10 protein-coding genes are annotated in these 13,030 nt (G+C 64.1%); 6 read left to right on the forward strand and 4 right to left on the reverse strand.

Features of this window, described 5'->3' with window-relative positions:
* Positions 1–133 precede the first annotated feature (133 nt).
* The gene (locus XH92_RS13320; protein ID WP_194459614.1) at positions 134–427 is read right to left on the reverse strand and encodes a hypothetical protein; all 294 of its coding nucleotides are present in this window, start codon (positions 425–427) and stop codon (positions 134–136) included.
* A 162-nt stretch (positions 428–589) separates the two neighbouring features.
* Entirely contained in the window at positions 590–1,432 is an 843-nt protein-coding gene (locus tag XH92_RS13325) for a GNAT family N-acetyltransferase (RefSeq protein ID WP_194459615.1), read from the reverse strand.
* 387 nt (positions 1,433–1,819) lie between these two features.
* On the opposite strand from XH92_RS13325, the gene XH92_RS13330 reads away from it, so the two are divergent.
* Both XH92_RS13330 and XH92_RS13335 read left to right on the forward strand, forming a co-directional pair.
* Positions 1,820–4,756 carry an Ig-like domain-containing protein gene (locus tag XH92_RS13330; protein WP_194459616.1) on the forward strand — a complete coding sequence of 979 codons (2,937 nt, stop codon included), beginning with the start codon at positions 1,820–1,822 and terminating at the stop codon, positions 4,754–4,756.
* Between the two features lie 82 nt (positions 4,757–4,838).
* Positions 4,839–5,195, forward strand: coding sequence for a PKD domain-containing protein (locus XH92_RS13335; protein ID WP_194459617.1), 357 nt, complete (start codon positions 4,839–4,841; stop codon positions 5,193–5,195).
* Positions 5,196–5,349: 154 nt separating this feature from the next.
* On the opposite strand, the gene XH92_RS13340 is transcribed toward XH92_RS13335, so the two are convergent.
* Entirely contained in the window at positions 5,350–5,994 is a 645-nt protein-coding gene (locus XH92_RS13340; RefSeq protein WP_194459618.1) for a TetR/AcrR family transcriptional regulator, read from the reverse strand.
* A gap of 190 nt (positions 5,995–6,184) precedes the next feature.
* Between XH92_RS13340 and XH92_RS13345 the strand changes: the two genes are divergently transcribed.
* The 3 genes from XH92_RS13345 (at position 6,185) to XH92_RS13355 (ending at position 11,285) form a co-directional block, all read left to right on the forward strand.
* Positions 6,185–7,483 carry an HlyD family secretion protein gene (locus tag XH92_RS13345; RefSeq protein ID WP_194459619.1) on the forward strand — a complete coding sequence of 433 codons (1,299 nt, stop codon included), beginning with the start codon at positions 6,185–6,187 and terminating at the stop codon, positions 7,481–7,483.
* A gap of 48 nt (positions 7,484–7,531) precedes the next feature.
* Positions 7,532–9,121, forward strand: a complete 1,590-nt coding sequence (locus tag XH92_RS13350) for a DHA2 family efflux MFS transporter permease subunit (RefSeq protein WP_194459620.1) — start codon at positions 7,532–7,534, stop codon at positions 9,119–9,121.
* 364 nt (positions 9,122–9,485) lie between these two features.
* Positions 9,486–11,285, forward strand: coding sequence for an ABC transporter ATP-binding protein (locus XH92_RS13355; RefSeq protein ID WP_246788393.1), 1,800 nt, complete (start codon positions 9,486–9,488; stop codon positions 11,283–11,285).
* 49 nt (positions 11,286–11,334) lie between these two features.
* Here the strand turns inward: XH92_RS13355 and XH92_RS13360 are convergent, their stop codons facing one another.
* Positions 11,335–12,078, reverse strand: coding sequence for a sulfite exporter TauE/SafE family protein (locus tag XH92_RS13360; protein ID WP_194461245.1), 744 nt, complete (start codon positions 12,076–12,078; stop codon positions 11,335–11,337).
* Between the two features lie 190 nt (positions 12,079–12,268).
* Between XH92_RS13360 and XH92_RS13365 the strand changes: the two genes are divergently transcribed.
* On the forward strand, positions 12,269–12,985 hold the full coding sequence (locus XH92_RS13365) for an alpha/beta fold hydrolase (protein WP_194459621.1): 717 nt from the start codon (positions 12,269–12,271) through the stop codon (positions 12,983–12,985).
* The last annotated feature ends 45 nt before the right edge of the window (positions 12,986–13,030 follow it).

Here is a 13,030-nt window from a genome sequence, read left to right on the forward strand (position 1 = left end):
TTAAACAGCGAGCTAAAGCGCGATGACGTTTCAACCTGATCTCATCGCGCTTTAGCCGCGCAAATCCCCGCGGCTTGCCCGCGGGATTTCGCACGACGCCGAGCCCGGAGCTCCGATTCAATCAGAACCGGCTCTAGAGAAAGGCGAGGTGCTCCACCTTGTTCACGACGTCGTCGAGCGTCTGCTTGGTGGCCGCAGTATCGCCGCCGGCCATGAACACCTGCCAGAACTGCCGATCGACATTGTGCAGATGCAGGATGGACACGCGGACGCCGTTCTTGTTGCCGGCGACCTCCGACTGCGTATTGACGACGTCGGTGAAGCCGTTCTGCTTCAGCGTGTTGGCGACGACGCCCTTGAGCTCGCCGATATTGGCGAGCGCCTCGCTGAGGCCCATGCTGCGAAAGTTGAAAAACAGGAACGCCATGTGACACCTCCATCTGTTGCGGACGAGCGCAGCGCGCGGAAGTGCGCTGGACTGGCTCTCCCGATCAACCAGAGGTATACTTCTCTGTTGAATAATCGCGTTATGAGCCGTTTCACAGGAACCGCGTCCGCGATTATGCGGCATTTGAACGCAGAGGTTTATCTAGCCGAGCTCGAACGTGGTGACGCCGAATACGCGATCGACCCGCAATCGCGGGATCGCGCCGGTGTACATCCGCGCGGTCTCGAACACCGGCGCAAGCCCGAGGCCTTGCGCCAGCGCGACGGCATCGCGGTTGACCGCGGGGACATCGAGGAAGATGTCGCCGCCGCCTGCGCTCGCGAGCAATGCGGACAGGATAGCCTCGGCGCCGGCGCGGTCGTCGGCAACCAGCGGACCGATCTTGCGGCCGCTGCGGCATGGTCGGATCACGCCCCAGGCGGCCAGTCTGCCGTCGCGGATCAGCGCGCGTCCGATATGTCCCGGCGTATTGATCCAGGCACGCAGGAAGGCCGGGCGCGGCGCGGGAAACACCGTGGCGTCATCGGCTTCGATCACAGCCATCGGCAGATCGGCCAGCGCGACGACCCCGGTATTCGGCGCGGCCGGTGCGGCGACGGTGCCGCCGTAGCGTACATTGGCGTAAGCGAGCGCGAAGCCGGACTTTTGGTAGTTCGCCTGCTGCGCCACCACGCCATCGAGCCCGATCACGCGCGGATGCGCATGCGCGATGGCCGCATTCCAGATCTTCAGGCCGTAGCCGCGGCCGCGCAGATCCGGGCGTACGATGTAGAAGCCGAGGAAAGAAAATTGCGCGCCGTAGTTGACGCAAGAGATCACCGCTGCCGGTTCTCCATCAAGCTCGCCAATGAAGAACCCCTGCGGGTCCTCGACGGCAAAGCAAGGCGCATCGGTGAGGCCGGGATTCCATCCCTCCGCCGCTGCCCAGTCCACCGCAAGCGCGATCTCGTCCGGCCGCATATGTCGGATGTTGAGATCGCTCATCGACGATGATCCCGTGTGAGATGATCCCGTGTGATTGGAGTCACGGATCGCGCCTCCCTGTCCGTGACGATCACACTACTCTCACAGAATGAAACTGCCCACAGAACCCGGCCTGACACGCACAAAATTTTCGACGAATTCATATAACAATTTATGGTTTTGTCATATTCAGAAACACGTTTGACTTGTAGTTGCCACAAGCTTAACAATCTCGCGCGCCGCCGCAGATTTCAGGTGCGGCGCTCGTGAATCCCGGATCCAGCGGCCTTCGCGTCGCAAATCTCGAAATCGGAATCACCCTCAGCAGAAAGGATTGCAGCGCACGTCAGCAAGACAACTGAACGGAATTGGGGACGTTTTTCATTTCACCCAAGACGGAGTTTTTCCATGACTCAAGTTGTTAATCTGTCCGGCAATCAAGACATCGATGGCATTCTCTGGGGATGGGAGTGGGGATCCGGCGGCGCGCAGGATCTGACGTTTTCGTTTCCCACCAGCAGCGCTGAATACGGCTACCAGGAGATCGACAATTTCAGCGCCTTCACCGCGGCACAGCAGACGGCGGTGCGTACGGCGCTTGCCAACGTCGCAAGCTTCACCAACCTCACCTTCACCGAGACGACGAGCGCCGGCGCGACGCTGCGCTACGCCAATGCCGACAAGATCGACTACACCGACGACAGCAGCATTGCCCAGCACACCGGGCTACACGTTCCCGGCAATGCGCCCGGCACCGCGGAGGCCAATCCGCCCGAACTCGGATACAACGGCAACGCGCCGTTCTCCGCGATGGGCGCGCAAGGCGACGCCTGGTTCGTCACCGGCGGCTACACCAATCCGGTGCTCGGCAGCTTCCAGGATGCCGCCGGCATCATGCACGAGACCGGCCATAATCTCGGATTGAAGCATGGCCACGTCACCCAGGACGGGCACGGCGTGACGTTCCCCGCGCTGCCCGCCGATCACAATTCCTACGAATACTCGGTGATGACCTACAGCCAGTTTCCTGGCGACAATGCGACCAATGGCGACAACGCGCCCGATCATCCGACCACCTACATGCAGGATGACATCGCCGCGCTCCAGTACATGTACGGCGCGAACTATGGTGCCACGGCGCACAACGGCAACACCACCTACACCTGGAGCCCGACCACCGGCGAGGAGTTCATCGACGGCGTCGGGCAGGGCGCGCCGCAAAGCAATTTCGTGCTGATGACGCTGTGGGATGGCGGCGGCACCGACACCTACGACTTCTCCAATTACACGACCAACCTCTCGATCGATCTCAATCCCGGCGCCTGGACCATTCTGGACACCAGCGCGGCGCACGCGCAGCGCGCCGATCTCGGCAATGACGGGGCGGGTGGCGCCGAGTATTTCGCGCGCGGCAACATCGCCAATGCGCTGATCGATCCGAACAACCCGAGCGAGACCGCGTCGCTGATCGAGGATGCCAATGGCGGCTCGGGCAATGACACGATCGTCGGCAACGCCGCCGACAACGTGCTTCGCGGCAATGGCGGCAACGACACGATCGACGGTGGGGGCGGGACCAACACGGTCGTCTACAGTGGCAGCCGGCTGCAATACATCGCGACACTGCTCGGCAGCGGTGCGATCCAGATTGCCGACCAGCGCGGCGGGTCACCCGATGGGACCGACACCGTCACCAACATCCAGAAATTCCAGTTCGCCGACGGCACCTTCAACGAGACCGAGGTGCTGAACCGGCCGCCGGTGCTGGCGCCCGATCCGGGATCGCCGCATCCGCTGACCGAATTGGCCAACACCACGAACTCGTCTTCATTGCAGGAACTTCTCGGCACACTGACGTTTACCGACGCGAATGTCGGCGACACCCACACCGCGAGTGCCGCGTTCGATACCGCGACTTGGTCCGGCGGCGTCACGGTTCCGCTCGCGACGCAGGCGGCGCTGGCAACGGCGCTGACCGACTCGATTGGCGTCGACGGCACCAGCGGGACGCTCAACTGGCAGTTCGACCTGGCCGACAAGAACCTGGACTTCCTGGCGGCGGGCGAGACGCTGACCGTGGTCTACGACGTCACCGTGGCCGACCACCACACCGGTTCGAGCGTCAGCGACACCTCGACCCAGCAGATCACGGTCGTCTTCACCGGCACCAACGATCCCGTGTCGGTGGTGCCGGCACTGTCCAACCTGACCGGGACGATCGGCGAATTGCCTGGCGTCACCGGGAGCTCGACGCCGGATGCGACCTCCGGCGCGATCGCATTCACCGATCCCGATCTCAACGACCGGCCGACCGCGACGATCGACACCGCGGCCGAGACGGTGACCTGGCAGGACGCGACGCACGACTACACGTCGGAGCTCACGCCGACGCAGATCGCTTCGCTCGAGGCAGCCTTTACGATCATGCCCGAGGCCGGCAATACCAACGCAGGCAAGATCGACTGGAGCTACAGCATCGTCGACAAGGATCTCGATTTCCTGTCGGTCGGCGAGAGCCTCACCGTCACGGTGCCCGTCGTCATCGACGATGCGCAGGGCGGAGCCGTCACGCAGGATGTCGTCGTCACCATCAACGGCGCCAACGACGCGCCGATCGCCGTCGCGGACAGCAACGGCACGGCCAAGAAGTCGACGCTGTCGGTCGACGCGTCACACGGCGTGCTGTCCAACGACACCGATCCTGACATCCACGATCAGGGTCACTCGGTGGTCAGCGCGGTCGACGGGGTGGCCGGCAATGTCGGGCACACCATCGCGGGCATCTACGGCTCGCTGACGCTGAATGCCGACGGCAGCTATGTCTATGTCGCCAACAAGGGCGGCTTGCCATCGCAGATCGTTGCCCAAGACACCTTCGACTACACGATCGCCGACCCGCATGGCGCAACCGCGTCGTCGACGCTGAGCATCGTCGTGTTCAATCCCGGCGTCGACTACCAGGCGGGAAGCCATACCACGCTGAACGGCGGCAACGGCCAGGACGTGCTCGACGGCTCCGCGGGGCACGACATCCTGATCGGCGGCAACGGGCCGGACGTCCTGATCGGCGGCGATGGTGACACGCTGACCGGCAACAACGGGCCGGACACGTTCCTGTTCCGCCCGCATTTCGGCGCCAACGTGATCACGGATTTCGATTCGCACAATGACGCCGTACAGCTCGACAAGTCGATCTTCTCCGGCGTGAACGACATGCTACTCAATCATACGGTCGATACCGCCGCCGGCGCCGTCATAACGGACGCGTTCGGCGACACGATCACCTTTGCCGGGATCAAGGCGGCGGAGCTGCAAGCGCACGCAGGCGATTTCCATCTGGTCTGAGCCGGATGAGGTTGCGTCGCTTGATTCAAGAAACCATCCGCCGCAATCTGGTTGCGGCGGATGGATGATCGGGACATTCGAAATGACGTGGCGTTTGCCGGCATTTGCTATCTCCGCAATCATCCTTGGTGTGATCGACATGACCGCGACGACGCAGATGAACGCGACGAGTGCACTTGCCGCTACCCCGATCTCGGGCGCGGCGCCGCTCGAGGTGACCTTCACCGGTACGGGCCCGGGGATGCCCGAGGGCGTGGTCGTGCTCGATTTCGGCGATGGCCGAACCGATGACACGATCTCACCGGTCCGCGGCTTCAGACGGACGCACGTCTATCGCGCGGCTGGATCCTATACGGCCGTGCTCAAGGGCGGCGCGTATGGCGGTCAGCGCCCGGCGGTGCTGAACGAAATCGGGCGTGTGACGATCACGGTGGATTGAGCGTCTCTCTCAATCCCGTCATCCTGAGGTGCGAGCGCTTGCGAGCCTCGAAGGATGCACGGCCCGGTCGGTGGCCGTGCATGCTTCGAGGCTCGCTGCGCGAGCACCTCAGCATGACGGGATTGGGATTTGCGCGATCGCTAACTCGACGCCATCAATCAGCCTTCGGCCGGTACGCCGCGAAGAACACGCGCGTCGCGCTGTCGACAACGGTCGCGATCCGCTCCGGCGAGGGCGACGGATTGGCCTGGAAGATGAACGCCTGGAATAGCGTCGCCTGGCACATCTGCATGAACTGCCAGGCCGCGAGCTGATAGTCGTCGACCACGAGCTCGCCGAGCGCGGCGCGCGCCTCGAGATAGGCGGCGAAACGGTCGACGGTGTGGGCGATCACATGGGTATAGAACCGGCTGCCGAGCTCGGGCATCCGCTCGGCGATCGCCATCACGGTGCGGATCGCCGAGCCGCCGCCGGGTCGGCACAGCACCGCGACATAGGCGCGGCCGAATTCGGGGAGGGTGGTGTCGACGTCGCGGGCCGGATCGAAGTTGAAGGCGACCTTGCCCTGCTCGAGCTTCTCCTCTTCGACGATCGCCGCGAACAGCCCGGCCTTGTCGGGGAAATACACGTACAGGGTGCCCTTCGATACCCCGGCCGCGCGGGCGATCTCGCCCATGCTGGCGCCGTCAAAGCCGAGGTCCATGAATACCTTGCGGGCGCCGTCCAGGATCTGGCGGCGCTTCGAGGATTCCTCGTCGCTGGCGACGAGGTGAAGGGGCTTTGGGGGCGCTGCAACCATTGATTTAGCTTCTCGGGAAAGAACTCAACCCAGAATCAGTACGGGAAGAATCGAAGCCTTATAACTCTCTGGGCGGGAATATAGATTGACCGAACCGTTCGGTCAATGGTATTGGTGGGAGTGACGATGCGCCGCACGGCCCTTTTTCCGCCATTGCGGGCATTGAGATTTTTTCTGGGGAGCCTTGGTTATGGCCGCAGCACGGGATCAGGCTGCACGCATTGTTCGTTCCGAGCCTGAGATGGCCGAGGACGCGATGGCGCGCGAGGCATCCGCCGATCTCGGCGAGCACGGCCGTGGCGATGAAGCCAAAGGTCCTGGTGACAAGCGTCCCGCCGAGGCGCCGCCCGCTTCTGCGCCGGAGCAGCCGGCAGCGTCGCCCGCCGCGGCTGCGCCGAAATCCGGCAAGCGCAGGTTCGTGTTGATGGGCATCGTCAGCCTGCTCGCGCTCGCCGCCGCGAGCTATGCCGCCTATTACCTGATGGTCGGCCGCTTCTACGTCTCGACCGATGACGCCTATGTCCGTGCCAACAACACCATGCTCGGCGCGCGCGTCGCGGGCCATATCGCGGCGATCCTGCCCGGCGACAACGCGCTGGTGCGCGCCGGCGATGTGATCTTCCGGATCGATGACGGCGACTATCGCATCGCAATCGACGCCGCCCGCACGCGGATCGGCACCCAGCAGGCAACGATCGAACGCATCGGCCGCCAGGTCGCGGCCGCCCAAAGCGCGGTCGAGCAGGCGCAGGCGCAGCTCGTCTCCGCCGAAGCCGGCCTGAAGCGCGCCGATCTCGATTTCGATCGCCAGCAGGCGCTGAGCACCAAGGGCTTTGCCTCGCGTGCCACCTTCGAAGTCTCCGAAGCCGGCCGCGATCAGGGCGCGGCCGCCGTGCGCTCGGCGCAGGCGGCCTACGACGCCGCAAAGAGCAACGTCGATGTCACCAAGGCGCAGCAGGCCGAGGCCCGCGCCCAGCTCGCCGAGTTGCAAACCCAGCTCGCCAGGGCCGAGCGCGATCTCGATTTCACCCAGGTGCGCGCGCCGGTCGACGGCACCTTCTCCAATCGCCTGGTCAACACCGGCGATTACATCAATGTCGGCCAGCGGCTCGGCAATGTGGTCCCGCTCGCCGGCGTCTTCATCGACGCCAATTACAAAGAGACCCAGCTCAAGCGCATTCGCACCGGTCAGCGGGTGACGATCAAGGTCGACGCCTACGGTTTCCGCAAGTTCACCGGCATCGTAGACAGCATTTCGCCGGCGGCAGGCTCGGTGTTCACGCTGCTGCCGCCCGACAACGCCACCGGCAACTTCACCAAGATCGTGCAGCGCCTGCCGGTCCGCATCCGCGTGCCTGATAGCGTCGCCAAGCAGGGCCTGCTGCGCGCCGGCATGTCGGTCTATACCACTGTCGACACAAGCGAGGGTGCGGCCGATGCCGACGCGGATACCGATCTCGACTCGCCGATGATGATCCATCCGCAGTGATGTCTTGATGCTTCGGACGCAGTCCGAAGCTCGGAGCCTGATGAGCCCATGGCCGACGCGACCACTGCTTCGCCCTCGATGATGACCGGCGCTTCGGAGTCCGAAACGCTCCAGCCCAAGCGGGTGGTCGCCTTCATCATCATGGTGTTCGGCATGTTCATGTCGATCCTGGACATCCAGATCGTGTCGGCTTCGCTCACCGAGATCCAGGCCGGCTTGTCGGCGTCGTCGACCGAAGTGTCGTGGGTGCAGACCGCCTATCTGATCGCCGAGGTGATTGCGATTCCCTTGTCGGGGTTCTTGTCGCGAGCGCTCGGCACCCGCCTGTTGTTTGCGATCTCGGCGTTCGGCTTCACGGCGTCCAGTCTGCTGTGCGGCTTCGCCTCCTCGATCGAGCAGATGATCGTGTGGCGCGCGCTCCAGGGCTTCCTCGGCGCCGGCATGATCCCGACGGTGTTCGCCTCGGCCTACACCATCTTCCCGCGCTCCAAGTTCCACATCGTGGCGCCGATCATCGGGCTGGTCGCGACGCTGGCGCCGACGGTCGGGCCCACGGTCGGCGGCTACATCACCGATCTGATGTCATGGCACTGGCTGTTCTTCATCAACATCGTGCCCGGAATCATCATCACCGTCGGCGTGCTGGCGCTGATCGATTTCGACCAGCCGAACTTCGCGCTGCTCGATCGCTTCGACTGGTGGGGCCTGATCTTCATGGGCGGCTTCCTCGGCTCGCTCGAATATGTGCTCGAGGAAGGTCCCCAATATGAATGGCTGCAGGACACTTCGGTGGCGATCTGCGCCGCGATCTGCTTCGTCTCGGCGATCGCCTTCTTCTGGCGGGTGCTGACCGCGGAGGAGCCGATCGTCGATCTCTATGCCTTTTCCAACCGCAACTTCGCGGTGGGCTGCGTGCTGCAGTTCTGCATCGGCATCGGGCTCTATGGCCTGACTTACGTCTACCCGCGCTATCTCGCCGAGATCCGCGGCTACAGCGCGCTGATGATCGGCGAGACCATGTTCATCTCCGGCATGACGATGTTCTTCATGGCGCCGGTGGTCGGCCGGCTGATGCAGAAGGTCGATCTGCGCTACATCATCGCCTTCGGCCTCGTCACTTTCGCGCTCGGCTCCTGGCAGATGACCTGGATCACGCGCGAGTACGATTTCTACGAGCTCCTGGTGCCGCAGATCCTGCGCGGCATCGGCATGATGTGCGCGATGGTGCCGACCAACAACATCGCACTGGCGACTCTGCCGCAGGACCGGGTCAAGAACGCCTCCGGCCTGTTCAACCTGATGCGCAATCTCGGCGGCGCGGTCGGGCTCGCCTTGATCAACGAGGCGCTCAACGACCGCACCGACCTGCACATCTCGCGGCTGCAGGATCGCATGACCTGGGGCAACGCGACTGCGGTCGAGACCCTCAACAATTTCGCCCAGCGCCTGCAGGGCATGGGCGATGCCACCACCATGGCGATGAAGCAGCTCTCCCAGATCGTGCACCGCCAGGCCCAGGTGATGAGCTACGGCGACGCCTTCTTCATGCTGTCGCTGTTCTATGTCGGCCTCAGCCTTCTCGTGCTGTTCGTCAACAAGCCGCCGTCGATGACCGCCGGCGGTGGCGACGCGCATTGAGCGCATCGGCTTCGCGTGCGCCGTGCGCCTGTTGGCGTGAATAGCTGGCATCATCGACACATTGCCGCACTCACGCGCTTGTCATCTTGCCAATCGCGCGTGATGCATTTATAAGCAGCGCATTGTTTGCTCGAACCGGGGAGATGCGCATGAAGACGTTTATTTCGCAGATCGCGCGCCCGCGTTCGATGGGGCTCGACGCAGTTTCGCGTTAGCTCCTGGCGCTGATCGGGCCTGATCCCCGATCACCCAAACTTCCCAACACCTTATCTACAATTTCCAGTGACAATGGCAGTCGAATTCCGTCTGCTTGTCGCTTCAGATGGAGCCGGCCTGCGCTGCAAGAGCGTGGCCGGAATGTGCCATGACCACTCAAACGACCAAACGACCGGCCGCGATCCGGATCGTGCTGCCCTTCGTGTTTCGCCACTGGCTGGAACAGCCGTTGCGTGCCTCCGTCGTGACGGCAGGCTTCCTCGGCGCAACCGCGGCCGACCTGTTCATGCCGGTGTTCTCCGGCCATCTGGTCGACGCGCTGACCGCGGGCGCCACCGATGCCGCCGCGCGCCACGCGGCGATGCTGGCATTCGGGGCCATCGTCGGCCTCGGTGCGCTGTCGCTGCTGCTGCGGCTGATCGGTATCGAGACCATCGTGCCGTTCACGCTGAAGATGATGTCCGATATCGGGCAGCAGGCCTTCATGCGCGTGCAGCGCTTCTCGACCGACTGGCACGCCAATTCGTTCGCCGGCTCCACCGTGCGCAAGATCACGCGCGGCATGTGGGCGCTCGACCTGTTGAACGACACCATCCTGATGGCGCTGTTGCCGTCGCTCGTCGTGCTGGTCGGCTCGATGATCCTGCTCGGGCTGCACTGGCCGCAGCTCGGCGCGGTGATCTTCATCGGCTCGGTGATCTATGTCGCGATGACCATGGTGTTCCAGGTGCGTTACGTCGCGCCTGCTGCGCGCGTCTCCAACGCGTGGGACACCAAGGTCGGCGGTACGCTGGCCGACGCCTTGACCTGCAACGCGGTGGTGAAGTCGTTCGGTGCCGAAACGCGCGAGGAGATGCGGCTGGACGGCGTCATCAGCCGTTGGGGCCGGCGGGTGCAGCGGACCTGGTTCCGCTACAACCGCACCTCGACGGCGCAACTGCTGGTGCTGCTGTGCTTCCGCGCTTCGGTGGTCGGCGGCGCGATCCTGCTGTGGGCGCAGGGCGCCGCCACGCCGGGCGACGTCACCTATGTGCTGACCAGCTACTATATCATCCACGCCTACCTGCGGGATGTCGGCATGCACATCAACAACCTGCAGCGCTCGGTGAACGACATGGAGGAGCTGGTGCAGATCCATGGCGAGCCGCTCGGCATTGTCGATGCGGTCGATGCCAAGCCGATTGACATCCAGGGCGGCCGCATCGTGTTCGACGATGTCACGTTCCACTATGGCGGTCATCGCCGGCCGCTCTATGACGGGTTGTCGGTCGACATCGATGCCGGTGAGCGCGTTGGCCTGGTCGGGCGCTCCGGCTCCGGCAAGACGACCTTCGTCAAGCTGGTGCAGCGGCTCTACGACGTCTCCGGCGGCAAAATCCTGATCGACGGTCAGGACATCGCCAAGGCGACGCAGCAATCGCTGCGCAGCCAGATCGCGATCGTGCAGCAGGAGCCGATCCTGTTTCACCGTACGCTGGCGGAGAACATCGCCTACGGCCGGCCGGGCGCCAGCATGGAGGCGATCGAGCAGGCGGCGCGGCTTGCCAATGCGCACGACTTCATCATGCGGCTGCCGAAGGATTACGGCACGCTGGTGGGCGAGCGCGGCGTCAAGCTGTCGGGCGGCGAGCGGCAGCGCGTGGCGCTGGCGCGCGCCTTCCTGGCTGATGCGCCGATCCTGATCCTGGACGAGGCGACCTCGAGCCTCGATTCGGAATCCGAGGCGCTGATCCAGCAGGCGATGGAACGGCTGATGAAGGGCCGCACCTCGATCGTGATCGCGCACCGGCTGTCGACCGTGCGCAGCATGGATCGCATCCTGGTGTTCGATCGCGGCGAGATCGTCGAGCAGGGCACGCATGAGGTGCTTGCCGTACGAGCGGGCGGTATCTACCGCGGCCTGTTCGAGCGTCAGGCGACCGAGTTCGGTCAGGCTGCGGCGGAGTAAGCGATGGCGCGTGGCTGATGGGCGTTCCCGTCAGCTACGCGCCGTCGACCTATTTCGGCGCCAGCCCGTTCCACACCAGCGCCACGCCGGACAGGAACAGCAGCACCAGCACGACGTCGGAAAAATTGCGGTCGCTCAGAGCATGATAAAGCCGCGCGCCGAGCCACGCGCCGAGCAGGGTTCCCGGAAACGCGCAGGCCACGAGCCAGATCAGCTCGGGTTTCACCAGGCCGCTTGCGATCTGGACCAGAAGCGCGGCCGCCAGAATCGTGAAGTTGAAGATCTGGAACACGCCGCGGCGCTGCTGCTTGCCCCAGCCGCGCACGCTCGCCCACAGGATCGGGAGCGGGCCGGACAATCCGGCAAGCCCGCCGAGGATGCCGCCGGCAAATCCGATCGCGCCGTCGGCCCATTTGCCGCCGAAGGCGATCGACATCGGCTTGCGTTGCAGGAACAGCAGGGTCGGAAACACCAGGAGGAAGACGCCGATCGTCAGCTTGAAGACCTCGGGGTCGGCCCGCGCGATCAGCAAGATGCCGATCGGCACGCCGGCGAGGCCGCAGATCACGAACGGCCAGACCAGGCGGAAATCGATCGTCTTCCAGATCGACGGCAGCGTCGAAACCTGCGCGATCACCGAGCACACCAGCACCAGCGGCACCGCAAGCGTCGGCGGTAGCACATAAAGCCAGATGCCGAGCGCCATCAGCGCTGTGCCGAAGCCGGCGAGGCCGGAGACGAAACCACCGGCAAGCGCGCCGAAGAACAGGATGGCGTAGCTCGCCGGGTTCAGTTGCTTTCTCCCTCGTCGTCATTCCGGGGCGGTGCGAAGCATCGAACCCGGAATCTCGAGATTCCGGGTCTGGTCCTTCGGACCATCCCGGAATGACGATCATGTTTTGCCGCGACGTTTACACGACGCAGGCGACGGGTACACTTCAAAATCACGGTTCATCAACGACAATCGGAATGGAAGCTTCCCCATGACTGCGAACTCGTCGAAAACCTTTCTGGTCTGTCACGGCGCCTGGTCGGCGGGCTGGGCGTGGAAGAAGATGCATCCCTTGATGCAGGCGGCCGGGCACCGGCTGATCACGCCGAGCTACACCGGGCTCGGCGAGCGCGCGCATCTTGCACATCAGGGGCTCGACCTGGAGGCGCACATCCACGACATGCTCAACGTCATCTCATATGAGGACCTGCGCGACATCGTGCTGATCGGCCATTCCTACGGCGGCATGGTCGCGACCGGCGTCGCCGACCGGGCGCGCGAGCGCATCGCGCAGATGATCTATATCGATGCGTTCGTGCCGCGCGACGGCCAGTCGCTGTTCGATCTCAACGAAGGGGCCATCGAGACCCTGCGCGAGCTCGCGTGCGACGGCGACGGCTGGCGCATCCCGCCGATGCCGACGCCGCCGGATACGTCTCCCGCAGATGTCGAATGGCTCACCGCGCGCCGCGTCGACATGCCGATCAAATGCTTCGAGCAGAAGCTGAAGCTGCAGCACGGCGAGACGAATTTGCCGCGCAGCTACGTCTACGCCACCCGCACCACCCAAGCCGACACGTTTGGCCAGTTCGCCAGGCGCATCAAGAATGAAGCCGGCTGGCGCTATTTCGAGATCGACGCCAGCCACTCGCCGAACGTCACCGCGCCGGAGGCGCTGATGGCGATGCTGCAGGGGATCGTTTCCTGACGAGCCGTCATTCCGGTGCGATGCGGAGCGTCGCACCAGATCAAT

It is taken from the genome of Bradyrhizobium sp. CCBAU 53421, from assembly GCF_015291625.1.
GTDB lineage: Bacteria > Pseudomonadota > Alphaproteobacteria > Rhizobiales > Xanthobacteraceae > Bradyrhizobium.

Bases quoted from the DNA above. Each gene is read 5' to 3' on its own strand.
- XH92_RS13355 (WP_246788393.1), top strand. From the start codon at position 9,486: ATGACCACTCAAACGACCAAACGACCGGCCGCGATCCGGATCGTGCTG.
- XH92_RS13320 (WP_194459614.1), bottom strand. From the start codon at position 427: ATGGCGTTCCTGTTTTTCAACTTTCGCAGCATGGGCCTCAGCGAGGCG.
- XH92_RS13365 (WP_194459621.1), top strand. From the start codon at position 12,269: ATGACTGCGAACTCGTCGAAAACCTTTCTGGTCTGTCACGGCGCCTGG.
- XH92_RS13335 (WP_194459617.1), top strand. From the start codon at position 4,839: ATGACGTGGCGTTTGCCGGCATTTGCTATCTCCGCAATCATCCTTGGT.
- XH92_RS13325 (WP_194459615.1), bottom strand. From the start codon at position 1,432: ATGAGCGATCTCAACATCCGACATATGCGGCCGGACGAGATCGCGCTT.
- XH92_RS13330 (WP_194459616.1), top strand. From the start codon at position 1,820: ATGACTCAAGTTGTTAATCTGTCCGGCAATCAAGACATCGATGGCATT.
- XH92_RS13350 (WP_194459620.1), top strand. From the start codon at position 7,532: ATGGCCGACGCGACCACTGCTTCGCCCTCGATGATGACCGGCGCTTCG.
- XH92_RS13340 (WP_194459618.1), bottom strand. From the start codon at position 5,994: ATGGTTGCAGCGCCCCCAAAGCCCCTTCACCTCGTCGCCAGCGACGAG.
- XH92_RS13345 (WP_194459619.1), top strand. From the start codon at position 6,185: ATGGCCGCAGCACGGGATCAGGCTGCACGCATTGTTCGTTCCGAGCCT.